At 57.4% G+C, this 23,481-nt stretch carries 20 protein-coding genes; 7 read left to right on the top strand and 13 right to left on the bottom strand.

Annotation, left to right across the window (positions count from 1 at the left end; translation table 11 throughout):
• Window positions 1–97: 97 nt before the first annotated feature.
• Together G449_RS0112425 and G449_RS17070 are read left to right on the top strand one after the other, a co-directional pair.
• A complete protein-coding gene (locus G449_RS0112425) occupies window positions 98–1,855 on the top strand; it encodes a methyl-accepting chemotaxis protein (RefSeq protein WP_027180975.1) in 1,758 nt (585 codons plus the stop codon).
• A 181-nt stretch (window positions 1,856–2,036) separates the two neighbouring features.
• Window positions 2,037–3,794 carry a HAMP domain-containing methyl-accepting chemotaxis protein gene (locus G449_RS17070; protein WP_022659641.1) on the top strand — a complete coding sequence of 586 codons (1,758 nt, stop codon included), beginning with the start codon at window positions 2,037–2,039 and terminating at the stop codon, window positions 3,792–3,794.
• 80 nt (window positions 3,795–3,874) lie between these two features.
• Here the strand turns inward: G449_RS17070 and G449_RS17065 are convergent, their stop codons facing one another.
• Window positions 3,875–4,882, bottom strand: coding sequence for a DMT family transporter (locus tag G449_RS17065; protein WP_022659640.1), 1,008 nt, complete (start codon window positions 4,880–4,882; stop codon window positions 3,875–3,877).
• 109 nt (window positions 4,883–4,991) lie between these two features.
• Between G449_RS17065 and pdxR the strand changes: the two genes are divergently transcribed.
• The gene (gene pdxR, locus G449_RS0112405) at window positions 4,992–6,443 is read left to right on the top strand and encodes a MocR-like pyridoxine biosynthesis transcription factor PdxR (RefSeq protein ID WP_022659639.1); all 1,452 of its coding nucleotides are present in this window, start codon (window positions 4,992–4,994) and stop codon (window positions 6,441–6,443) included.
• Between the two features lie 239 nt (window positions 6,444–6,682).
• Here pdxR and G449_RS0112400 read toward each other — a convergent pair whose 3' ends face one another.
• From G449_RS0112400 to G449_RS0112355, 8 genes are all read right to left on the bottom strand, one after another.
• Window positions 6,683–8,482: a methyl-accepting chemotaxis protein gene (locus G449_RS0112400; protein WP_022659638.1), complete on the bottom strand. Its 1,800-nt coding sequence runs from the start codon at window positions 8,480–8,482 to the stop codon at window positions 6,683–6,685.
• A 555-nt stretch (window positions 8,483–9,037) separates the two neighbouring features.
• Window positions 9,038–10,039, bottom strand: coding sequence for a ketol-acid reductoisomerase (gene ilvC, locus G449_RS0112385; protein WP_022659635.1), 1,002 nt, complete (start codon window positions 10,037–10,039; stop codon window positions 9,038–9,040).
• A gap of 343 nt (window positions 10,040–10,382) precedes the next feature.
• Complete coding sequence (ilvN, locus tag G449_RS0112380) at window positions 10,383–10,871, bottom strand: acetolactate synthase small subunit (RefSeq protein ID WP_022659634.1); 489 nt, start codon at window positions 10,869–10,871, stop codon at window positions 10,383–10,385.
• Window positions 10,872–10,882: 11 nt separating this feature from the next.
• A complete protein-coding gene (ilvB, locus tag G449_RS0112375) occupies window positions 10,883–12,574 on the bottom strand; it encodes a biosynthetic-type acetolactate synthase large subunit (RefSeq protein ID WP_022659633.1) in 1,692 nt (563 codons plus the stop codon).
• Between the two features lie 25 nt (window positions 12,575–12,599).
• Window positions 12,600–12,827, bottom strand: coding sequence for a DUF465 domain-containing protein (locus G449_RS0112370; RefSeq protein ID WP_022659632.1), 228 nt, complete (start codon window positions 12,825–12,827; stop codon window positions 12,600–12,602).
• A gap of 210 nt (window positions 12,828–13,037) precedes the next feature.
• Window positions 13,038–13,340, bottom strand: coding sequence for a YggT family protein (locus tag G449_RS0112365; protein ID WP_022659631.1), 303 nt, complete (start codon window positions 13,338–13,340; stop codon window positions 13,038–13,040).
• 47 nt (window positions 13,341–13,387) lie between these two features.
• Complete coding sequence (locus G449_RS17060) at window positions 13,388–14,080, bottom strand: HAD family hydrolase (protein WP_022659630.1); 693 nt, start codon at window positions 14,078–14,080, stop codon at window positions 13,388–13,390.
• A complete protein-coding gene (locus G449_RS0112355) occupies window positions 14,077–15,009 on the bottom strand; it encodes a hypothetical protein (RefSeq protein WP_022659629.1) in 933 nt (310 codons plus the stop codon). The genes G449_RS17060 and G449_RS0112355 overlap by 4 nt, the downstream gene beginning before the upstream one ends.
• Before the next feature lie 228 nt (window positions 15,010–15,237).
• Here G449_RS0112355 and pdxS point away from each other — a divergent pair, with 228 nt between their 5' ends.
• Window positions 15,238–16,119 carry a pyridoxal 5'-phosphate synthase lyase subunit PdxS gene (gene pdxS / locus G449_RS0112350; protein WP_022659628.1) on the top strand — a complete coding sequence of 294 codons (882 nt, stop codon included), beginning with the start codon at window positions 15,238–15,240 and terminating at the stop codon, window positions 16,117–16,119.
• On the top strand, window positions 16,119–16,697 hold the full coding sequence (pdxT, locus tag G449_RS0112345; RefSeq protein WP_022659627.1) for a pyridoxal 5'-phosphate synthase glutaminase subunit PdxT: 579 nt from the start codon (window positions 16,119–16,121) through the stop codon (window positions 16,695–16,697). The genes pdxS and pdxT overlap by 1 nt, the downstream gene beginning before the upstream one ends.
• Window positions 16,698–16,939: 242 nt before the next feature.
• Here the strand turns inward: pdxT and G449_RS0112340 are convergent, their stop codons facing one another.
• From G449_RS0112340 to G449_RS0112325, 4 genes are all read right to left on the bottom strand, one after another.
• A complete protein-coding gene (locus G449_RS0112340; protein ID WP_022659626.1) occupies window positions 16,940–18,223 on the bottom strand; it encodes an L-cysteine desulfidase family protein in 1,284 nt (427 codons plus the stop codon).
• A gap of 47 nt (window positions 18,224–18,270) precedes the next feature.
• Window positions 18,271–19,455, bottom strand: a complete 1,185-nt coding sequence (locus G449_RS0112335; protein ID WP_022659625.1) for a dicarboxylate/amino acid:cation symporter — start codon at window positions 19,453–19,455, stop codon at window positions 18,271–18,273.
• A 76-nt stretch (window positions 19,456–19,531) separates the two neighbouring features.
• Entirely contained in the window at window positions 19,532–19,906 is a 375-nt protein-coding gene (locus G449_RS0112330; protein ID WP_022659624.1) for a RidA family protein, read from the bottom strand.
• Window positions 19,907–20,069: 163 nt separating this feature from the next.
• Window positions 20,070–20,741, bottom strand: a complete 672-nt coding sequence (locus tag G449_RS0112325; RefSeq protein WP_027180974.1) for a helix-turn-helix transcriptional regulator — start codon at window positions 20,739–20,741, stop codon at window positions 20,070–20,072.
• 247 nt (window positions 20,742–20,988) lie between these two features.
• Between G449_RS0112325 and G449_RS17055 the strand changes: the two genes are divergently transcribed.
• Window positions 20,989–21,384, top strand: coding sequence for a TraR/DksA family transcriptional regulator (locus G449_RS17055; RefSeq protein WP_022659622.1), 396 nt, complete (start codon window positions 20,989–20,991; stop codon window positions 21,382–21,384).
• A gap of 111 nt (window positions 21,385–21,495) precedes the next feature.
• On the top strand, window positions 21,496–23,250 hold the full coding sequence (locus tag G449_RS17050) for a bifunctional lysophospholipid acyltransferase family protein/GNAT family N-acetyltransferase (protein WP_022659621.1): 1,755 nt from the start codon (window positions 21,496–21,498) through the stop codon (window positions 23,248–23,250).
• Window positions 23,251–23,481 lie beyond the last annotated feature (231 nt).

The raw sequence follows: 23,481 nt of genomic DNA, 5'->3' as shown, positions 1-23,481 counted from the left end.
AACATGCATTGTCACAAAAGCCCCATATCATTTTTTGAACTTGACCAGCCGCTATTGTGCATAGCATGCAACACCACCTGTGGGGAGATCGTCTGCCATGAGCCTGAGAGCACGTCTGATTCTGTCTTTCGGAAGTATAATTATCATAATGTTAATCACGTCCGGCCTGACCATCAGGAATCTCACCCGCATGAATGCCGAGATCGCATCCATAGGCAGCACATGGATTCCTGTGGCTACATCCATCCAGAACACCTATGCCCTGCTGTTTTCTTCCAGAGGGGATCTTTCGGCCATTACAACGCTGCACGACCCCAAGGAGATAGAGAACTACAATACACATATGGCGGGGCTGCTGCGGCGCATTGGCGACAGCAAAAAGGCTTTTGCTGTCGCCCTTGAAAATATGCCGCCGTCAGATCGCAAGCAGGCCATTATGGACATAACAGCCCAGATAGAAGCGCAATCAGGCCAATTTGTAACCATGCGCAAAGACCTGCTTGCTTTTATCAGAGCCGGTAAAAATGAAGAAGCCGCCCAATTGCTTGCCAGTAGCCGCACTCCCTTTCTCAGGCTGGCTGACCTCTATGAACAGATTGTCAGCCTGAGTAACGAAGGCGCAAACATTGCCATTACAAACGCCAGCGGCGTCAGCGAACAATCAATTATTTTTTCATCAGGATTATCTTTGGTTGCTGTACTTATTGGCATGGCTGTCATTCTGCTTCTGCTCAGGGTGGTTCATAGGCAGCTTGGCAAAGACCCAGGAGAACTGGACAACATAGCCAGACGCGTGGCCCAGGGGGACTATGCCCTTGACGATGATACTAAAAAGCGCGGCGTCTACGCTTCAATAATTGCCATGGTGCAGGCGCTGAAAACCCACATTGAAAGCGCCCAGCGCGAATCGCTGGCGGCACAAGAGCAGTCAGCCAAGGCAACAGAAGCCCTGCGCCAGACGGAAGCCGCCAATATAGAAGCCCAAAACAAAAGTGAGACTCTACGTGCAGCAGCCGCCAAACTTCAGGAAGTGACGCATGTAGTAAGCACAGCCACCGCGCGCCTGGCCGCGCAAATCGAGCAGTCGGACAAAGGTTCGCAAGAAACAACGGGCAGGCTGAGCGAGGCGGCTTCTGCCATGCAACAGATGAACGCAACCGTGCAGGAAGTGGCGCGTAACGCGTCCATTGCCTCGCAAGCCTCCACAGAAACTCGCGCCAAAGCCGAAAATGGCGCGCAGATCGTCAAGCGTTCGCTGCACAGTATTGATCAGGTGCACGAAGCGTCCATGACGCTCAAGGACGATATGGCTCTGCTGCGGGAGCACACGCAGAACATCAACCGCATCATGGGTGTTATTTCAGATATAGCCGACCAGACCAACCTGCTGGCGCTCAATGCCGCCATTGAGGCCGCCCGCGCGGGAGAGGCCGGGCGGGGATTTGCCGTGGTTGCTGATGAAGTACGCAAGCTGGCGGAAAAAACCATGGCCTCCACCCATGACGTTGCCAGCGCCATTGAGGCTATCCAGTCCAGCGCCGCCCAGAGCATGGATTCTGTGGACAGGGCGGCAAAACAGATTGAAGAAGCTAACACCTATGCCAGCCAGTCAGGTGCGGCGCTGGCCGACATTGTTGCTACGGTCGAGAGCACTGCCGATCAGGTTAATGCCATTGCAGCCGCCAGCGAGCAGCAGTCTGCCGCCAGTGATGAAGTGAGCGGCGCCATCACGCAAATCAGCGAGATGGCGCGCCAAACGTCCGAGGCTATGAGCGAGGCGGCAGAGGCCATAACCAACCTTTCCGCCCAGGCCAGCAACCTCATGAAATTGGCAGAAGCCATGAATCACGATTGATCCCGGTTCGCGACGGCGTCCCCCATATACTGCATGGCACGTACAAAGCGGTGGTTCAGAAAAACCACCGCTTTGTTGTATATTTTGTCCTTCATGCCACTGGAAAAATTTAGCACGCTCTTTGCATAAGTTATACATTCATCGCAAGTGCCTGTAGCACAAACCCAGGAGGTGAAAGCTTATGCGACTGATTGTAAAACTTGGATTATCATTCTTTTTCATTACACTTGTTCTGCTTGCGATGAGTGGCATGTCGATCAAAAACATTTCTGCAATGAATAAAAGATTCATTGAAATAGATACATCGTTACTCCCATCGCTCATAGAACTTCAGGAAATGCATCTGAAATTCTGGATTATCCGCTCTGACGTATTGGCGCTTATTTCACAAACATCGCCAGCAGAGATCGAACGCTATTCCTCCAACATCACCAGCACGATGGATTCCATCAGGGAAAATCACGACAGATATTTTGCCATTGTGGGGGAATCAGAAGATCAGCACCATGTTGCGGCAAAGGAACTGATAGAAAAAATTGATGCAATTTCACGCAAGCTCAACACAGTACGTAAAGAAATCCTTGCATTTGTACAATGTGAAGAACGTGGAGAGGCAATAAATATATTTGAAAAAAAATACACACCGCTATTTAACAGCCTTGAACCACTCTATGAAGAGCTGATGGCACTTACCAAGTCAGACAGTAAACATGTGTCTGCCGAGGCCGTAGCTACAGGCGAAAGCGCAGTTAAAGGCGCATATGCGCTCAGTGCTGCCGCTGTATTTTTCAGCATCATCGTTTCTCTTGTACTTTCGCGTTCCATAAAGCATCAACTTGGCAAAGACCCCGGCGAACTCCAGGCTGTGGCAAGCCGTGTTGCTGCCGGAGACTACGACATTCATGACGCAAATAACGACAGCGTTGGCGTGTACGCTTCAATAGTCGCCATGGTACAGGCGCTGAAAACCCACATTGAAAGCGCCCAGCGCGAATCGCTGGCGGCGCGGGAGCAGTCAGCCAAGGCAACAGAAGCCCTGCGCCAGACGGAAGCCGCCAATATCGAGGCCCAAAGCAAAGGCGAAGCCCTGCGGATGGCCGCCGCCAGACTTCAGGAGGTGGCCCGGGTAGTGAGCGCGGCCACCGCGCGCCTGGCCGCGCAGATTGAACAGTCAGATAAAGGCGCGCAAGAGACATCGGCCCGACTGGGCGAGGCAGCCTCTGCCATGCAGCAGATGAATGCCACAGTGCAGGAAGTGGCGCGCAACGCGTCCGTTGCCTCGCAGGCCTCCACAGAAACCCGCGCCAAGGCGGAAAACGGCTCAGAAATCGTCAAACGCTCGCTGCGCAGCATCGATCAGGTGCATCAGGCGTCCATGACGCTCAAGGACGACATGGCCCAACTGCACGGGCATACGCAAAACATCAACCGCATCATGGGCGTTATTTCAGACATAGCCGACCAGACCAACCTGCTTGCCCTCAACGCCGCCATCGAAGCTGCCCGAGCTGGCGACGCCGGGCGCGGCTTTGCCGTGGTGGCGGATGAAGTGCGCAAACTGGCGGAAAAAACAATGGCCTCCACCCATGACGTTGCCAATGCCATTGAGGCTATCCAGTCCAGCGCTACCCAGAGCATGGATTCTGTGGACAAGGCCGCAAGGCAGATTGAACAAGCCAATACCTACGCCAGCCAGTCTGGTGCGGCCCTGACCGATATTGTGGCCACGGTTGAGGGCACGGCGGATCAGGTCAATGCCATTGCCGCCGCAAGCGAGCAGCAGTCTGCCGCCAGCGATGAAGTAAGCCGCGCCATAACCCAGATAAGCGAAATGTCGCGCCAGACCTCTGCCGCCATGCGCGAAGCGGCGGATGCCGTGGCCGAACTGGCAGGGCAGACCCAAAATCTTATGAATCTCATGTCCAGCATGCAGCAATAGTACAAAAGAAAGGGGTTGTTCCGGCAGCGCATTGCGCATCTCTGCCGGAACAACCCCTTACAGGCCCGAAATTTTTTTGTCTACGGCTCTTCCGCCACGGCAGGCTTGCACCGCCTGCCCAGCCAGCGGGCGATCACAGGGGGCAGCCAGCCAGCGGCCTTTTGCCCGGCCCCGACAGCTTTATCCCTGCTTGGCGAGTACTGCTTTTTGACAATATAGACGCCCACCAGCACCACCGCTATACCCAGAACTTCCAAACCCGACAATTTCTCTGAAAATATGGCCCACGAGTACACCGCGGCAATGGCAGGCTGGCAAAGGCAGATCACCGCAGAAAGGTTGACGCTGAGCTTGCCCTGGCAATGCGTGAGCATGTTATGCCCAATCACCTGCACGCAGAGCGTAAGAGCCAGTATGGGCCACAGATCGTCCCAGCTTCGCGGAACCTGCAAACCCTCCACAGCCCACGAGGCAAAAAACAGGCCCACAAGCCCGCCAACAGCACTGCCAAGCATGATGACGCTGCTCTCCATCCTGTCGCGCAGGCGGTAGGCAATAAGCAGAAATCCCGCGTAAAAAAAGGCCGCGGCCAGTGCCAGAAAATCACCAAAATAGTTGCCCGGCACAGGGCTGGCCTTGCCCCCCACCAGAAGCACCACCCCGGCAAGGGTAACAGCCGCGCCGGGAATGAACAGCCTTGGCAGCCGCTCGTGAAACAGAAAATACGAAACCGGAATAACCGTGAACGGCGTCAGGTTGGTGAGCAGGTTGGCATTGGCAACAGTTGTGTAGCTGAATGCTGTGTTCCACAGGGCCACATCGCCCGCCAGAAACAGGCCGGATAACAGCAGCAGGACAACATCCCTGCCGCTGAGCCGCCCAAGCCTGCCATAGGCCAGCGGCCAGAGCAGCGGGATGGAAAACAGCATACGGTACATCCCCGTATTTATGGGCGACAGGCCGCTCTGTCGCACAAATATGCCCCCGGTGGCCAAAAAGGCCACGGCCAGCACCGCCAGCAGAACATATTTTGTACCGTTCCCCCGCCGCATTCCGCCCTGCGGCGCAGTATTGCCTTGCGTGGACATGGAGCCTCCCATCCTTTTGTTGTGTTTGTTGCCCCCTTTGATACAGTGGACATGGCACCATCAAAAGTGCCACATGACTCATATTTTATGGTGCCACCTGGGAGTAGACATGATCAGCACGGGCAAGGACGGCTCCGGGCCGCTGTATTTGCAGATATACAGCCAGTTGAAGCAGGATATTGCCTGCGGCGCGCTTGCAGAAGGCACGGTTCTGACCGGCAGCAGGATGCTGGCATCCATGCTGGGGGTCAGCCGCAATACTGTGGACAATGCCTATAGTCAACTGGTGGCGGAGGGTTACATAGCCGCCCGCAGGGGTGTGGGCTTTGTGGTGCAGCATGTTCCCAGCATTGACGCTCCAGCCACGCCATCCGGCCACGCCGCGCAGCAAGCCGCGCTGCACCCCGCACAGCCAGAAATATATGCGCAAAGACAGACGCTGACGCACGGGCAGCTTCTGGCCTACGACCTGACAAACAGCAGCCACACGGTTGATCTTTTCCCCAAAAGCCTTTGGAAAAAATACACCTTTGAATGCCTTGAGATGTTGGAGAGAGAAGAAAAAATTTCTGCCTTGCAGACCATGCAGGGCGAATCCTACCTGCGCAAAAACCTGCTGGCCTACCTCAAACGCATTCGCGGAGTGAACTGCACGGAAGACCAGATCGTCATAACCTGCGGTTTGCAGCAGTCCTTGGAATATCTGTGCAAAATAGCAGCCCAGCGCGGGCAGAAAATCCTGATGGAAGAACCCGGCTTCAACAAGGCAGCCGCCGTGTTCCGCAACAACCACCTGCCCATTGAGACCGTGCCAGTGGACGATAACGGCCTGAAAGTGGCCGACCTGCCCAACCGGCCGCAAGCCTTTGCCATCTACACCACGCCGTCCCACCAGTTCCCCACGGGGGTCACGCTCCCCATCGGGCGCAGGCATGCTCTGCTGCGATGGGCGCAGAGCAACAACGTCTATGTGCTTGAAGACGACTTTGACAGTGAGATGCGCTACTATTCCAAGCCCATACCTTCACTGCAATCCATAGATACGGAAGCACGGGTCATCTACCTTGGCACATTTTCCAAAGGCATATCCCCTTCCATCCGTATGGGATACATGATCCTGCCGCCGCAGCTTGCCGCCGCCTTTCACGAAATGTTTGACGAATACAACAGCACCGTCCCCGTACTGAACCAGTACATCATTGGCCGCTTGCTCGAAACCGGCCAGTACGACAGACACATCCGCCGTCTGAGCCATGTGTTCAAAAACCGCCTTGAGCTGTTCATCCAGGAATTTTCCCGTCTGGGATCGGGGCTGCGCATTACAGGCAACGGCACTGGCCAGTATTTTCTTTTGCGCTTTTCTGCCGGAACAGACCAGAATCTGCTTATAAAAAAAGCCCTGGAGCAGGGGGTGCGTGTCTACCCTACCATGCAGTTCTGGCAGGACAAGGCCGAATGCCCGCCGGACACGCTGTTCCTGGGATTTGGCAAAATTCGTCTTGAAGACATACCAGATTGCGTGACGCGGCTTAAGGCCGCCTGGGCGGAATGGCTGCACTGAGAGGGAGCAGATATCCGCCAGCGCCGGGATGCCCAGACGGATGACCCGCCAGAATACTTCCGCGTCCTGAATGCAAGAGGGCCTCTGCGCGGCTTTGCACTGCACAGAGGCCCTTTAGTATTACAAAAAGAAGAGGCCTTTTTTACGATAAGGCGTGTACTCTTGCGGTACCTGACTGGAGTAAAAAAATTGCCTTTTGACGCAGTCAGTTGGACAAAAGAATTACTTAGGGACAGCCCCTAGTTTTTCATGTCCACAATCAGCTCGGCCAGCCCCCTGGCCTGAACTGCCAGATCAGCAACGGCCTTTTGGGCTTCGTCCATGGCTTCCGCCGTCTGGTGCGCAACCTGGGTGGCGTCGTCAATTGAATGGTTGATTTCTTCGCTGGCGGCAGACTGCTGCCCGCTGGCCTCGGCAATGGCGTTAACCTGGCTGGCGGTGGCTTCCACCGTAGCCACGATTTCTTCCAGAGCCTTGCCCGACTGATTGGCAAAATCCGTGGCCTGCTCCACCTGCCCCACAGCACTGTCCATATCCGAAACGTTCTTGGCCGTGCTTTCCTGAATGGCCTTGATGGCGTTGCCCACATCCTGGGTTGAGGCAAGGGTTTTTTCTGCCAGTTTGCGCACTTCATCAGCCACCACGGCAAAGCCGCGCCCGGCGTCGCCCGCCCGGGCAGCTTCAATGGCGGCATTGAGCGCAAGCAGGTTGGTTTGATCCGCGATATCGGAAATAACGCCCATGATGCGCGTAATGGCCTGTGAATGGTCGTTAAGCTCGGCCATACCATCCCTGAGCCGCAACGAGACTTCGTGAACATGACCAATGCTCTGCACGGCCTTTTCCACAATGCCCGCTCCACTCAGTGCGCGGTCACGTGTCTGGCTGGCCGCCTCAGATGCGGTTGCGGCGCTGAGCGCCACCTCCTGCACGCTGGCGTTCATCTGGTTCATGGCTGTTGCGGCCTCTGCAAGCATCTGGGCAGAATGCACTGCCCCTTTGTCCGACTGCTCTATCTGGGCCGAAAGCTGGGTTGAGGCAGTGCTCACAGCCTGGGCAACCTGCTCCAGCCTTTCCGCAGCCTGGAGCATGGCAGCGGTTTTGTCCTTTGCCTTAAGCTCGGCTTCAAGAGCCTCCGCCTGCGCCTGATGGGCTTCACTGGCGGCCTTGCCAGCAAGACGGCTCTGCTCCTCGGCCTGACCGATAAATTCCTTGAGCTTCACAACCATTGCGCTCAAGGCCTGTTGCAGGGTCGCCACTTCATCGCGCCCTGTTGTTTCAAATTCTTCATCAAGGTTGCCCTGCGCCACGGCGCGGGCATGCCGGGTTATCCCCGCCAGGGGCCGGGTTATGGACACGACCATGACATAGGAAAGCGGGCAGACCACCAGCAACAGAACCGCCAGAAAACCACCGCCATAGATCGCCAGCTTGCTGTGCAGGATGGAGCGCATGGTGGTGATGAGGTGGCTTTCGGCCTTGTCCACATTGTCGATATACACGCCCGTGCCAATCCAGAAGGGCGTGCCCGCGATAGCTTCCGCATAGCCCAGCTTGAACACGTCGCCAGAGCCGGGCTTAGGAAACACAAAATCCACAAAGCCGCCGCCGCGCTGCGCGGCCCTGTACAGTTCACTGACATAGTGAACGCCCCTGCTATCGGCGGTTGAAGCCAGATCCTTGCCGATCAGCTGCTTCTGCAAGGGGTGGGCAGCACTGACCGTGCCCTTGTACACATAAAAATACCCGGAGCTGTCATCCTCAAACCGGGCGCTGTCCACATACTGCGCGATGGTGCGCAACTGCTCGGCCTCGGGCTGGCCTTGCGTCATGGCCGCCAGACCAAGCGCCTGGGAGTGCGTGATATCCTTGATGCGCGCCCTTTGGGAGTCGAGCAGCATTTCCTTGGCAAGTGCCGTGCCGTCAGCAATGACGCCTTCCGTCATGCGCACGGACAGGCCCGCGATGGAAATAATCAGGGCGATCATGATGATGACAAAAAAGATAATCCGCTGACTGATGCTGAAATTTCTGAGCACGTCTTAATCTCCTGAAAAATCAAGGTGCAGACCGACACGCCGAAAAGCCGCACCAACTCTCTTGCGCAGGCGCACGCTGTTGGAGCGGGCGCGGGGCGCAAAAAAGTACCGCGCGGGCACAATGCCAGGGCAGGTCATACCAGCGTAACTGGCTGCGTAAATGGGCGGTCGCAAGGCAAAGGCGGGAAGCAATGCACACATGATAAAACCAAAAGCGGAAAGGCCATGCCCGCAAAATACGGCACACCGATGCAGCCCGCAGGATGCTCCGGCGCATGGAAGACAACAACTTTATATACAAGCTGTATGGCCTGATTGTGGCAAACAGTAACTATTTTTGCAACATGCAGAAGTCGATAAAATTGATCAATTTAGTATGACAATATCCCCTGCCAGCCTGAAATAATGCCGGCTGCGTCCCAATCCTCTACGGGCTGGCCCTTTGAAGGACATCGGCTTTGTTATTTTCAGCAGGTATAAAAAATGGGGCTTCTCACGGAAATACCGCGAAAAGCCCCAACAAAACGCTTTCAGCCTGCGGCTGAAACAGCGGAACTAGTCTTTCTTGTCCTTCTTGAGCCAGGACATCATGCCGCGCAGTTCCTTGCCCACCTTTTCGATCTGGTGTTCAGATTCGTTGCGGCGGGTGGTGAGGAACATGGGGTACTTGGCGCGGGCTTCAAGAATGAAGTTGCGCGCGAACACGCCGCTCTGGATGTCCTTGAGCACGCCCTTCATTTCCTTTTTCACCGTTTCGGTGATCAGGCGGGGGCCGGTGACGTAGTCGCCGTATTCAGCGGTGTTGCTGATGGAGTAACGCATGCGGGAAAGGCCGCCCTCGTACATGAGGTCAACGATGAGCTTCATTTCGTGCATGCATTCAAAGTAAGCCATTTCGGGCTGATAACCGGCTTCCACCAGGGTTTCAAAACCGGCCTTGATCAGGGCGGAAACGCCGCCGCAAAGCACGGCCTGCTCGCCGAAGAGGTCGGTTTCCGTTTCTTCACGGAAGCTGGTTTCAATAACGCCGGAGCGGGCGCCGCCGATGCCCTTGGCATAGGCCAGGGCAATCTTGAGGGCTTCGCCGGTGGCGTCCTGATGAATGGCCACGAGGCAGGGCACGCCGCCGCCTTCGGTGAAGGTGCGGCGCACCAGATGGCCGGGGCCCTTGGGGGCGATGAGGAACACGTCCACATCCTTGGGCGGCTGGATCTGGCTGAAGTGGATGTTGAAGCCGTGGGCGAACAACAGGGCCTTGCCCTTGGTCAGGTGGGGCTTCACGTCGTTTTCGTACACGGCGGCCTGCACTTCGTCAGGCAGCAGAATCATGATCAGGTCGGCCTGAGCGGCAGCCTCGGCAGCAGACACGGGGGTAAAGCCGTGTTCCTTGGCCAACTCGTAGTTGGCGCCGCCGGGGCGCTGACCCACCACAACCTTGACGCCGGAATCACGCAGATTCTGGGCATGGGCATGGCCCTGACTGCCATAACCGATGATGGCCACGGTCTTGTTTTTCAAACAATTAAGGTCTGCATCCTGATCGTAATAAACTTTCATCTGAACATCCTCTGAGATCACTCACGGTTAGACAAAAATACATTCCTTGCCGCCCTTGCGGCAAGGACAGAGGGGGGCCGACTGGATACGGCGGGCAAGGCCGCCTGTGGGACGCTTTGCCAATGACCCGGGCTGGTTTGAATGGATATACTCCCCACCCCGACCTCATGCGCGTTGTCAAGGAGACCTTGTGGGCCATTGACACGCTCACGGGCTAACGCTCCTGTAATCTCGCGGCGCAAGGCCGCGCGACCGGATTCTTTACGTGTGTGGGCAGCCATGCCTTGCGGGGTGTTTTGTGCCAAACACCCCGGCAAAAGGCCGCACTTCGCGTCCCGGAACCCTAATCCGTTTTCTTGGAACGACGCATGGCAACTGCGCCTGTGCGCGCCAGTTCCTTGATTCCAAACCGTTGCAGCAGGCTGATGATGGCGTCCAGCTTGTTCTGGTCGCCAGTGGCCTCAATGGTCATCTCATTGGGGCTTACATCAACCACCTTGCAGCGGAATATTTCAACAGTTCGCAGAATTTCGCCCCGCATGGGGCCTTCTGCCTGCACTTTGACAAAGATCATTTCACGCGCCACAGCGGGAATATCCGCAAAATCCACCACCTTGATGACCGAAACAATCTTGTGGAGCTGCTTCATGATCTGCTCCAGAATAAGACTGTCGCCATCGGTGGTGATGGTCATGTGCGAAACGCCCTCTTCCAGGGCCGGGGCCACATTGAGCGAATGAATATTGAAGCCGCGCCCGCTGAACAGGCCAGCCACGCGGGAAAGCACGCCGGGTTCGTTTTCCACCAGCACGGAAAGCACATGTCGTTGCATAGCCATCTCCCTTACACCAGCAACATTTCATCAAGCGCCGCACCGGCGGGCACGATGGGGTACACGTTTTCTTCGCGCTCTACCACCACGTCAATGAAGGCAGGGTTGGGCGAAGCAAGGGCCTTTTCAAGCACGGCCCGCATGTCTTCAGCCTTTTCAATGCGATAGCCTTCGGCCCCGTAGGCCTCGGCCAGTTTCACAAAGTCGGGCTGGGCTTCCATGTTGGTGGAACTGTAGTTGTTGTTGTAAAAGAGCTCCTGCCACTGCCGCACCATGCCCAGATAGCGGTTGTTCAGAATGACGACCTTGATGGGCAGCTTGTTGGCCACCACGGTTGCCAGTTCCTGAATGTTCATCTGCAGCGAGGCATCGCCTGCCACGGCAATGACCTTTTTATCCGGAAAGGCAAACTGCGCCCCCACCGAAGCGGGAAAGCCGTAGCCCATGGTGCCGAGGCCCCCGCTGGTCAGCAGGGTGCGCGGCTTAGTGAACGAATAGAACTGGGCCACCCACATCTGGTGCTGGCCCACCTCGGTGGCGATGATGGCATCGCCGCCGGTGATGTCGTAAAGGGCCTCAATGACCGACTGCGGCTTGATATTGCCGTTGCACTGGTAGCACAGGGGTTTGCTCGCCTTCCACTCGGCCACGGCGGCAATCCAGGCGGCATGTTCACCAGCCCAGTCCTTGTTTTCCAGCTTGGCCTCGCAGATTTCTGCAATGCCCTCCAGCGCCAGACGGCAATCACCCACCACAGGAACATGCACCTCCACATTCTTGCGAATGGATGTGGGGTCAATGTCGATATGCACAATGCGGGCCTTGGGGGCAAAGGCCGCCAGCCTGCCGGTAACGCGGTCGTCAAACCGCGCGCCCACGCACATCAGCACATCGCAGTTGTTGATGGCAAGGTTGGCCGCGTAGGTGCCGTGCATGCCCACCATGCCCAGCCACAGGGGGTCGGTGGCCGGGAAAGCCCCAAGCCCCATGAGGGTGCAGGTTACGGGAATGTTCAGCTTGCGCGCAAGGCTCGTTAGAGCCTCTGCCCCATTGGACAGAATAACCCCGCCGCCCGCAAGAATCACCGGGCGCTCGGCCTTTGCCAGCTCTTCCACCGAGCGGCGCAACTGGTTCAGGTTGGGCTTGTAGGTGGGGTTGTAGCTACGCATGTAGACGTCTTCAGGCCAGACAAATTCCGCCCGCTTCTGCATGACGTCCTTGGGCAGATCCACCAGCACCGGGCCGGGGCGGCCCGAACGCGCGAGGTAAAAGGCCTGACGGATGGTCAAGGCCAGCTTGGTGATATCCTTGACCAGAAAATTATGCTTGGTGCAGGGCCGGGTAATGCCCACGATATCCACTTCCTGAAAGGCATCGTTGCCGATCAGCTGGGTGGGCACCTGCCCGGTAAACACCACCAGAGGAATGGAATCGGAGTAGGCTGTGGCTATGCCCGTGACCGTATTGGTAGCTCCAGGCCCCGAGGTGACCAGGCATACGCCGGTCTTGCCCGAGGCACGGGCATAGCCGTCAGCCGCGTGCACAGCTCCTTGCTCGTGCCGTACCAGCACATGGCGTAGCTCGGGATGTCGCGGTAGTTCATCATAAATATCAATGACCGCACCGCCCGGATAACCGAACAGCACATCCACGCCCTCTCGCTTCATGGACTCAAGGAGAATCTGCGCACCAGTACATTCCATGTCCGACTCCTTAAAAAAAGCCCGGCTATCCTTGTTTCTTCAGACGATCAAGAACGGCCATGAGCTGGGTTTTTCCTTCGAGCTTCTGCTTTTTCAATTGCTTGAGCGTCTGCTCTTCAGTGGGCGAACGGAAGGCCTTGCCTTCGAGCTTTTCCACCTGTTTTTCGTAGAGCACGTGATCTTCCCAAAGGGATTTCAGCTCCGGATCAGTGGTAGCGTACTTTTCCAGCAGTTCCAGTTCTTGCTGATCCATAAGAAATCTCCATTGTTAGATGTTCATAGGCTGTTGCCTGCGCATCAACTGAGGCTTTTGCTCAAGGGGATCGGCCCGCCTGTGCCGTTGCGCCGATGTGGCTTTGTGCAGCGCGGCTACAAGTCGTATGGGCTTATTCTCCTGGCGCGGATTCTCAGATATCCGCATGGAGCAGCGTAAAAAATCAGTCCTCCGGCGGTGCCAGTTTTTTTAATGGAGAGTCATCGCGTACTGGGCCAGCGAGTTGATGACAATCCGGTTAAACAGCTCAATGGCCAGCAGCACCACCACGGGCGAAAAATCCATGCCGTTTGAATAGGTAAACGGCAACCACTTGCGCACACGGTAAAACACAGGCTCCGTAAGGGTGCGCAAGGTGCGCACAATGGGATTGTAGGGATCGGGGCGCACCCACGTGAGTACAGCCGCGATAATGACAATCCAGAAATAAAGACTAAGCAGAGACCCGAGCACCAGGGCAATAGCGCTCATGGTATTGGCAACAACAATCATGCGCCCTCCAGCGTGGCTTTCTTTTGTATTCGCAACGGGGTTAAGCCTTACAGGCCGGAAACAGGCGGCAACACTGCGGCCAGCGCATTGTGCAGACCGGGATAATCCGCCACCGTAATCTCTCCCCGTAACGGGCCGCCATTAAATGCGGCAAATATCACGCCCGCCCCCCCGGCTGCCTCCTTGTCGTGCTCGCTGTCGCCAACAAAAAGCACCTGTTGTGGAGGGCATTGCCACGCGGCGCATATGTGCCGCGTACCCTCGGGCGAAGGCTTGGGTGCGGCTGTATCCGCCGCGACCACAGGATTAAAATAGGAGGGCAGGGAAAAAATGTCCAGAACCGTTTGTATTCCATCGAGCTTTCGGTTGGTGTGCACGGCCATGCGCACGCCCCTGCTCCGCAGATTGCCGATAAAGTCCATAAAACCGGGCTGTAAGCGCAGCATGGGGACGATATCGCGCTGGTAAACAACCTCGTGGCGGATAACATGGTCGATCTGCCCGTGCAGGGATGGCGGCACAATATGCAGCAAGGCCTGACGCGATGTAGCCATGAAACAGTAATTTTCCTGTTCAATGGTCATGGGCGGCAGGCCAAACCAGGCGAGAACACGATTGTAAAAGATGTTGTTCGCCTCGCGCGAATCAATCATCACGCCGTCGCAGTCAAAGATCACGCCAGCAATGCCGTGAGGGAACAAACCTTGCGCGGTGAGCGGCTGCGCCTGCTGGCTGCTCATGCTCCGGCCCTCCAGGTGATCCACACCCGCTCGGCATCAAGCGGCGGCTGCCCTGTGGGGCGGGTATGCCCAAGCAGTTTCCAGCCTGGAGCGCGGACTTCGACCGCCATGGGCAGCGGCGAACCTGCGGGAGCTGAGTCAGAAGCTGCGCCAGGCGCGCCAATCAGAGCCTGACGGTCTGGAGCGGGGTCAAAAGTCAGAAGGTCCAGCACGTCTTCACGCATGGCCCCTTCAATAATAATAGGCGCATGGAGCGGCACAAAATAGAGCGCGTTGGCCACCACCAGCCGCCACGGCGGCACAAGCCCGGCATCAAGGGCTATGGGCGAACCAAGGCGCACAAGGTCGCCCGTAAGCACATCCGGCATTAGTCCGGCAAGGTCTTCATCAGGGTCAACACCCAGAGAAGCTGCCAGCCCGCCCGCGTTTTTGGTAAAATCCGCGGTCAGCTCCGCCAGATCAACCAGGCGTTCCTCCTGCTGCCAGACCCAGAGCAGGGCCTTCTGCGCCTGAGTACGCGCAAGCTGCTCCTTGCGGGCCGCCTCTGCCGCCAGAGCGGCTGCGGCATCGCCATCAGACTTTTCAAGGCCGGAGAGCATTGCCATTTCTGAACTGCGGCGCGCGGCGCGCGCGTTGCCGACGGCGGCAGCGCCTACCGGCAGGCCGGAAAGGGCCGCATCGCCCAACTGTTGCAGATCGCCAAGGCAGGCCACGGCCTCGCGAGGTGAAAAGGGATAGGTATCCGGGCAAAAAAAACCTTCGGCAGGCGCATCAGGCAGACCGGGCCACAGGCGCAAAGCGCCAGCCCAGTGAGGGTCTGATCCTTTTCCGGCGGCAGAGGCCTGGCCGGACTGAGCGGACGCTTCAAAAGCGTGCAAAGGCAATGGGCCGCGAAGCAATGGCAAAAGAATGGGGAAACTTTCTGTCATCATACTTCCTTTTGAGTCCTTAAGCATAGCCAGAGGACGCCCGAAGCGCAAGCCGCATGGCCCGATGGCGGAAGTTTTTTGCGGCGGGCTGTCCGGTTGCGGAGCATAGCAGGTATCATATTGTCAGGTGCGGCTTATTGACATATATACACGCCAGCAAAGCCGCCGCATGTGTGGCATGCAGACATCATCACCAGCCGGCCTCCGGCTCAGAAGGAGTAGAAAGATATGGAACAGGGCACCATCCGCCTGAAGACAGGCCTTGCTGAAATGCTCAAAGGCGGCGTGATCATGGACGTCACCACTCCCGAACAGGCTAAAATCGCCGAAGCAGCGGGAGCCTGCGCAGTCATGGCCCTGGAACGCGTACCTGCCGACATTCGCGCCGCAGGCGGCGTGGCCCGTATGGCCGACCCCACCATCGTCAAGCGCATCATGGAAGTGGTGAGCATTCCCGTCATGGCCAAGGCCCGTATCGGCCACTTTGTTGAAGCCCGCATTCTTGAGGCTCTGGGCGCCGACTACATTGACGAAAGTGAAGTGCTCACCCCTGCTGACGACAAATACCATATCGACAAGCGCGATTTTACCGTGCCTTTCGTATGCGGCTGCCGCAATCTGGGCGAAGCCCTGCGCCGCATCGCCGAAGGTGCAGCCATGATCCGCACCAAGGGCGAACCCGGCACCGGCAACGTGGTTGAAGCCGTGCGCCACTGCCGTCAGGTTATGGACGACGTGCGCAAGCTGTGCAGCCTGCCCGAAGCCGAAGTTGCCAACTACGCCAAAGAAATCGGCGCACCCCTTGAAGTGTGCTACGCCGTGCGCAAGGAAGGCCGCCTGCCCGTGGTGAACTTTGCCGCTGGCGGCATCGCCACCCCCGCTGACGCCGCCATGATGATGCACCTCGGCTGCGACGGCGTGTTCGTCGGCTCCGGCATCTTCAAATCCGGCGATCCGGCCAAGCGCGCCAAGGCCATTGTGCAGGCCGTGACCAACTACAATGATTTCGCCATGCTGGCCGAAATCTCCCGCGATCTGGGCGAACCCATGGTGGGCATTGAAATTTCCACCATTCCTTCTGCCCAGCGCATGCAGGAACGGGGTTGGTAATGTCGCAGCTTTGCGTAGGCGTTCTGGCTCTTCAGGGAGCCTTTCGCGAGCATGTGGCCGCTGTTGCCAGCCTTGGCGCGACGGCCCGCGAGGTGCGCCAGCTCAAGGATATTGAGGGCATCGATGCCCTGATCATTCCCGGCGGCGAAAGCACCACCATCGGCAAACTGCTTAATGAATGGAACATGCTTGAGCCCCTGCGCCAGCGCATACTCGACGGCATGCCCGTTTACGGCAGTTGCGCCGGGCTTATACTGCTGTGCCGCGACATTGAAAACTCGGACCAGCCCCGCCTCGGCGTGCTTGACGCCACCGTGCGCCGCAACGCCTTTGGCAGGCAGGTGGACAGTTTTGAAACCAATCTGAGCATACCTGAGATCGGGGCAGACCCCCTCCCGGCTGTTTTCATTCGCGCTCCTGTCATTACCGGCGTGGGCGCGGGTGTAAAGGTGCTGGCTGAGGTTGACGGTCAGGCGGTAGCCGTGCGCCAGAACAATATTCTGGCCACGTCCTTCCACCCCGAGCTTACGCCAGACACGCGCATGCACAGCTACTTTCTGTCCTTCTGCGGCAAGTAGGCCGCTGCGGCAATCCGCCGGTAAAGCCTGATATAAAGCCCGTCCCGCATTGCGGGGCGGGCTTTTGTGTGCTGAAGTCGGCAAAGCAGCCAGAACTTATTGAACAGATTGCGGATTTACCGCATCACAAAAAAGGCCCCTTCCACGCACCCTATCCATGATTGGTAAAGGCAACGACAGGAAGGGACCCTTGCCGCTCAGTTCTGGCCTTTTGCTACTGAGGGAATGCCGCTACAGCAAACTCAGCTTTTCGCCACCATGATGTCCAGCACCACGCGGTCGGCCTGAGCCATACCGTCGCAGCCCAGCCGGGCCAGATTGGCAATGCATTGTTCAATATCGTCTTCAACAATACCTTCATTGCGGGTTACGCCCATACCATCCATAGCCAGCATGGCAGATTGCACGCCCGCACCCACCGCCGAAGCAACCTTCATGGCGCAACCGGTCTTGGCGCCATCGCAGATCATGCCCGCCACGTTGCCCACCATATTGCGGATGGTGCGGTCAATCTGCTCTATCCCGCCGCCCAGCAGCATTACAATACCGCAGGCGGAGGCCATGCTGGCAACCGTAGCGCCGCATAAAGCCGAAAGCCGCCCCAGACGATGCTTGACGTGAATTGAGGTAAGGTGGCTCATGATCAGTGCCCTTGCCAGGGCCTCGTTGCCTGCTTCCAGCCGCATGGCAAAGGCCACCACCGGCATGGTGCAGGTTATGCCCTGATTCCCGCTCCCGGAATTGCTCATCACAGGCATCATCACGCCGTCCATGCGTGCATCGGAAGCGGCAGCCGTCAGTTTGACCGCCAGGGTGGTCACGTCGTCGGACATGAGATGCTTGCGGATATTGCCATCAATGGTGCGTCCCACCTGAAGGCCGTATTCCCGGGCCAAGCCTTCCAGAGCCACCGCTTCGTTGAGCCTCGCTGCTTCAAGAATAAAGCTGATGTCTTCAAGAGGCGCCTGCGTGGCAAACTCGTGAATGGCGGCAATGGACAGCGGCCACTCGTCACTTTTTGCAGTTGCTGCGCCATCTGGCTGTTCACGGCTGAACAGCACTTTGCCATCGCGCTCAATACGCACAATGTTGGTGTGCTCATGCTCAAGCACGGCCCGGCCTGTATGCCCCCCGCCTTCCACGAGAACTTCCGCGTACAGCAGGGGCGAGCCTTCGGCAATGCCCACATGGACACGGCCCGCTTCGACCATGCGGCGTCCAGCTTCGGCCTGCCCGGACGTAAGCTCCGCCAGCACTTCAAGCCCGCGCGCTGCCTTTCCGCCAATCGCCCCAACAGCAGCGGCAATATTCATGCCCGTGGCGCCTGTACCGGGCACACCAACGCCCATGCCGTTTTTCAGCAAATTACCGCTAACGAGCACCTTTATGTTCTCGGGCTGGCAACCCAGGGCCTCAACGGCATGGGCAGCAGCCAGCGCCACAGCTACTGGCTCAGTGCAGCCTAGAGCGGGCACTACTTCCTTATGCAGCAGTTCAATAAAACTGGGCCATTGGGAATTGGGCATGTATACTTCCTCGCATTTATTGCAGGGGGTTGTTATATTCATGATTTTCAGGCTTGGCTGACCTTGCCTTTTGACCGGTTGAAAAGACCTTCCAGCATCAGGGCCATTGCGCCATCGCCGGTAACGTTGCAGGCTGTGCCAAAGCTGTCCTGAAGGGCAAATATGGCAAGCAGCAAGGCCACCCCGGCAGGATCAAAACCAAGCACGCTCACCACAATGCCAAGCGAAGCCATTACTGTACCGCCAGGCACGCCCGGAGCACCGATGGCGAACACCCCAAACAGGGCAATGAACACCGCCATTGTCGCCGGGCTGGGCAAATAACCATACAGCAACATGGAAATAGTCATGGCAAAAAAAGTTTCCGTCAGCACAGAGCCGCAGAGATGGATTGTCGCCCCAAGGGGCACGGCGAACTCCACCATTTCTTTGGAAAGCACGGAAGATCGCGATGCGCAAGAAAGGGAAACCGGCAGAGTGGCCGCGCTGGACATGGTGCCAACAGCAGTAAGGTAGGCCGGGCCATAGTGGCGCAGTACCTCAAGGGGATTGCGACCAGACACAATACCGGCAATGGAGTACAGCACGGCAAGCCAGATGTAGTGCCCGAGCAACACAAGGATGATAACTTTCAAGAATACGGGAAGCTGCCGCGTGAGGCTACCTTCGTAGGCAAGTCCGGCAAAGGTGGCGGCAATAAAGAGCGGCAGCAGGGGAATGACCACGTTGCTCACGATCTTGAGCATGATAGCTTCCAGCTCGTCCAGCAGGCGCACCATGATTTCAGCGCGTGTCCACAGCGATGCTATGCCAATGAGAATAGCCGTTACCAAGGCTGTCATGACCGGCATGACCGGCGGGATATCCAGCTTGAAGAGCACATCGGGCAGAGGATGCAGGGCGGCCACCGCCGTGGGAACGGACAAATGGGGAATGATGGCGTATCCGGCGAGGCAAGACATGGTGGCCGCGCCTACTGAAGAAATGTAAGCAATGACCAGCGCCGCAATCAACATGCGGCTGGCATTCTGTCCAAGCCGGGTAATGGCAGGCGCAATAAACGCAATGATAACGAGCGGCACGGTGTAAAAGATTATCTGGCCCAGAACATACTTGAGAGACATTACAACCTGCATGACATTTTCATTGGCCGCAAAACCGATCAGTGCGCCAATGACAATGCCTGCCAGCAGCTTGAGGATAAGGCCGAATTCGTTCTTGCTCTTGGACATGTGGTGTCTCCTGACGATGAAGTACCGTTCAGCGGCCCCATGCCGCCGATGCTCAGACAGCTAAGCCCACTTACGTCTACAGGACGGCGATTGCTTCAATCTCGACCCTTACTCCAAGAGGCAAGGCCGCTACCTGTACGCAACTCCGGGCAGGAAAAGGCTCTGCAAAATAGGTGGAGTACACCTGGTTTACAGCGGCGAAATCACCCATGTCAGCCAGGAACACCGTAGTTTTTACCACGCGGTCCATGCTGCTGCCGCCAGCTTCTACAACGGCCTTGACGTTTTCCAGCGACTGACGGGCCTGGGCAGCCACATCATCGGGCACAGCCTTGGTGGAAGGATCAACGGGTATCTGGCCGGATGTAAAAAGAAGGGTGCCGCAGACCATCCCCTGAGAGTACGGGCCAATGGCTGCCGGGGCCTTTTCCGTTGCAATACGCTGAGACATTTGACGGATTCTCCTTAACAAGTTGTTAAAACAAGATGTTTTGCGCTGCCCCGTTAAGGAGACCATACGCCCTGCAAGCACAGCTATCGCAGTGAAATAAAATTATCTTGATAATAATTTTTTGTCAATGTGATAGAAAAAAATCATACCCCAGAAAACACCCTCAGGAAGAAACCCGCTGCAAATACCTGTAAACGGTGGCCTCTGACGCTGCCAGATGACGCGCCACAACCGCCACAGCGCCTTTAAGCAAAAACACGCCTTTTTCGTTAAGGGTGCGTACAATAGCTATTTTTTCATCTGCCGTCATGCGATCCGGCGGAATATCCGCGCCATTCACCGCTTGCTGGATAATACTGCTGGTCAGGTCTTCCAGCGATTCAGCAAATGTTTCAAGAGGATGTCCATTTTCAGCGTCCGACCTGGGCTTTTCCATTCGCGCCCGCGATATGAAGCGATCAAGCAGATCGCGCGCCTCAATCAGCGGGGCCGCATCCATGTTGAGGCATAACATCCCAGCCAATGAACCATCGTCTTCACGGATAAAATACGTTGCCGAATGAAGCTGACGGCCGTCCTTGCTCTGCGTTTTATAGCCCGTAATAAAAGGCGCGGTCATCCAGGTGCCGTCCTTGATAAGGCGTAACGCCATATCGGTAATGGGCGATCCCACGCGGCGTCCGCTTATATGGCTGTTGGCTATCGCAAGCACGGAGCTGTCCGGCCTGGTGGCATCGTGCAGCACAACTTCACAGTCAGCACCCAAAAAAGCGCCCAGAAAGTCCACAATGGGGATAAACCGCTCTAACGTTGAGGGCTTTCTATATTCGGACACAACTTCCTCCCTGGCTACATCATGATGATAAATTATATGCATGAGAAAATTATTGCACAAATACCCCCCTGTCAACAAATCTTCCCCTGAGCTGAATCTGTTCAGAAAACACAGGCCCCGGCTCCACCACTTTGCCGCCAACATGACGCACAAATTCACATGGGCGTCACCATAACGCAAACCAGCACAATCATGATGCCCCAAGAGCAACAGTTCAACCATCGGAAATTCTCCGAAGGAGGCAGACATGGACAATTTGCACACTTTGCAGCGTCTTCAGGGCGAACTGAACGAAGAAATGCACCGTCTCACCCTGCTGCGCGATGTTTTTCAGGCCCAGCACTGCGCGGACGAACTGGACGCGGCCAGCCACCTTGAGGCGGCCCACATAGCCCATTGCAGCGCCCGCCGCAGTTCCCAACGCATCCGTGAACTCCAGAGCCTTGTGGCGCTCCTGCGGCACGGCGGCCCCCGCCGCTGCGAAGAATGCGGCGAGGATATTCCCCTTGCCCGCCTTATGGCCGCCCCAGGGGCGACCCGCTGCTGCGAATGCCAGCAGAACATTGAAAACGACATGCGCACAAATATGATCCAGATGAAGGCAACGCCGCTTCCTCAGGAAGTCTGCGCCGAATACTGTTAAACTCCAGCATGTTACCATCGCCAGGATCGGCGCACTACGACGCGCAGAAAACGGAACCAGCCGAGTATGCGCCCTCACGCGCATGCCCAGCCCAAGCACAGGAGAATCCCCATGCCCGGCAATGCTGATATTTTACCCCTTGCACCTGGCCGTCCGCTGGTCAGAAGCGTCGGGCGGCTGGCCCGCGCTCTGGCCCGTCAGCTTTCGGGTTTTGCCCGGTTGGAAAAAATGGCCGACACACTGCCCCAGTGCGGCGACCCTCAAACCTTTGCCACCGCCTGCCTCACCGCGCTGGATGTGCGTACGGAATGCCTGCGCGGCGATCTGGAGCGCATCCCTGCCCGAGGGCCGGTGGTGCTTTTTGCCAACCATCCCTCCGGCGCGCTTGAAGGGTTGATGCTTGCTGCCCTCTGCGGCAAGGCACGTCCAGATCTCAAAATTCTTGCCAGCGATGCCTTGCTGCGCATTCCCCAACTGGCGCAGCTTGCCCCCATGCTGCTGCCCCTGAATCTTTCAGGCGGCGCAGCCGCCAACGCCGCAGTGCTGCGCACAGCCATAACCCACCTGCGGTCGGGCGGCGCACTGGGTATTTTCCCTTCCGGGCGCGTGGCCCGCTGGCAATTGGGGCGCGGCATTGCAGAGCAGCCATGGTCACGCCTGCTCAGCAGGCTTGGCGGTCGCAATGCAGATATCACCGGCCTGAATTTTGTTCCCCTGCATATGTCCGTGCGGCAGAATCCCCTCTTTATCGCCGCAACAGCGCTCAAGGAGAACGTGGGCGAGGCCCTGTTGCCCAATACCTTGTTCAGACAACGGGGCAGCACTGCCCGCATGATTGTGGGCGAGGCCATCCCCGCAGAAATTCTGACGGGGCTGAACCATGAGCAGCGCACCCACTGTCTGGGGCTTTGCCGTTCTGCCCTTGGCTCTGAACACGGCGCAGCCGGGCACGCAGCCAACTGCCAGCCCCTGGCCCCTGCCGCTGCCAAGATGGATATAATGGTCAGCCTTGCCGCCCTGCCGGAAAACCGCATGCTGGCCCGCGAAGGCCGCTACTGCGTCTATCTGCTTGAGGGCGACGAATCGCCCCTGCTGCTGGACGAACTGACCAGAAGGCGCGAAGAGGCCTTCCGCGCGCTGGGTGAAGGATCGGGGCAGGCGCGGGATACTGACCGCTACGACCCCCTGTATTCACACCTTCTGCTCATGGACGAAGAAGGCAAAAACATTGCCGGTTCATACCGGGCACGCGTGGTGCGACCAGAAGGAACCTGGCAGTATGACAAAAAGCGCCTCTATACGGCCTCGCTCTTTGAATACGAGCCGGAATTTTTCCGCCAGTGCGGTAATGCACTGGAACTGGGGCGCGCCTTCGTCTGCCCCGAATACCAGCGCGATTACACGCCCCTGCTTCTGCTGTGGAAGGGCATTGGGCAAATGGCCCTGCGCAATGGCGTGCGTACTCTTTTTGGCCCTGCCAGCATTGGCCTCAACTATCGCCCGCAATCGGTAGACCTGCTCTGGCGGCACCTGCGCCTGCGCCATTGGGATACCCCCCTGGCAAGCATGGTACGTGGCAAACAGCCCCGCAAACTGCGCGAAGAACTGCCCTTTGCCCAGCACCTTGATTACAAATCCGTCAACGCGCTGGTGCGGCAGATGGAGGGCGGGCGCACCCTGCCCATACTTTTCAAACACTACCTGCAACTGGGCGGGCGCATTGCTGCCTTTCACGAAGACAGAACCTTTGGCACCCTTGATGCCCTGCTGGTGGTGGATCTGCTCAACGCGCCCGACAAACAGTTGCGCCGCTATGTGGGAGAGGAAGGCATGCGCAGGCTGCGCGAGGGCAGCTGGCCCGCATAGGGCAGACCGGCATCGGGATGTTTTGTGAGGCAGTGGCCTTTCACAGTCCTACCCTGAAATTTTATCTCAGCTTCAAAAGATGGCAGTAAGCCCCAGTGAAACTGGGCAACAACAGATAGTAGTCTGACGCGCCACCTGCGCACAGGGGCCATCACGCAAGCCCGGCGTGACGGCCCCTTTTTCTGCAAGCCCTGCACACAAGCAAAGAAACCCCTTTCGGGGCTTCTTTGC

The organism is Desulfovibrio desulfuricans DSM 642, from assembly GCF_000420465.1.
Lineage (GTDB): Bacteria > Desulfobacterota > Desulfovibrionia > Desulfovibrionales > Desulfovibrionaceae > Desulfovibrio > Desulfovibrio desulfuricans.
Note: the sequence above shows the minus strand (reverse complement) of the source record. Positions and strands in the feature narration are given on the sequence as shown.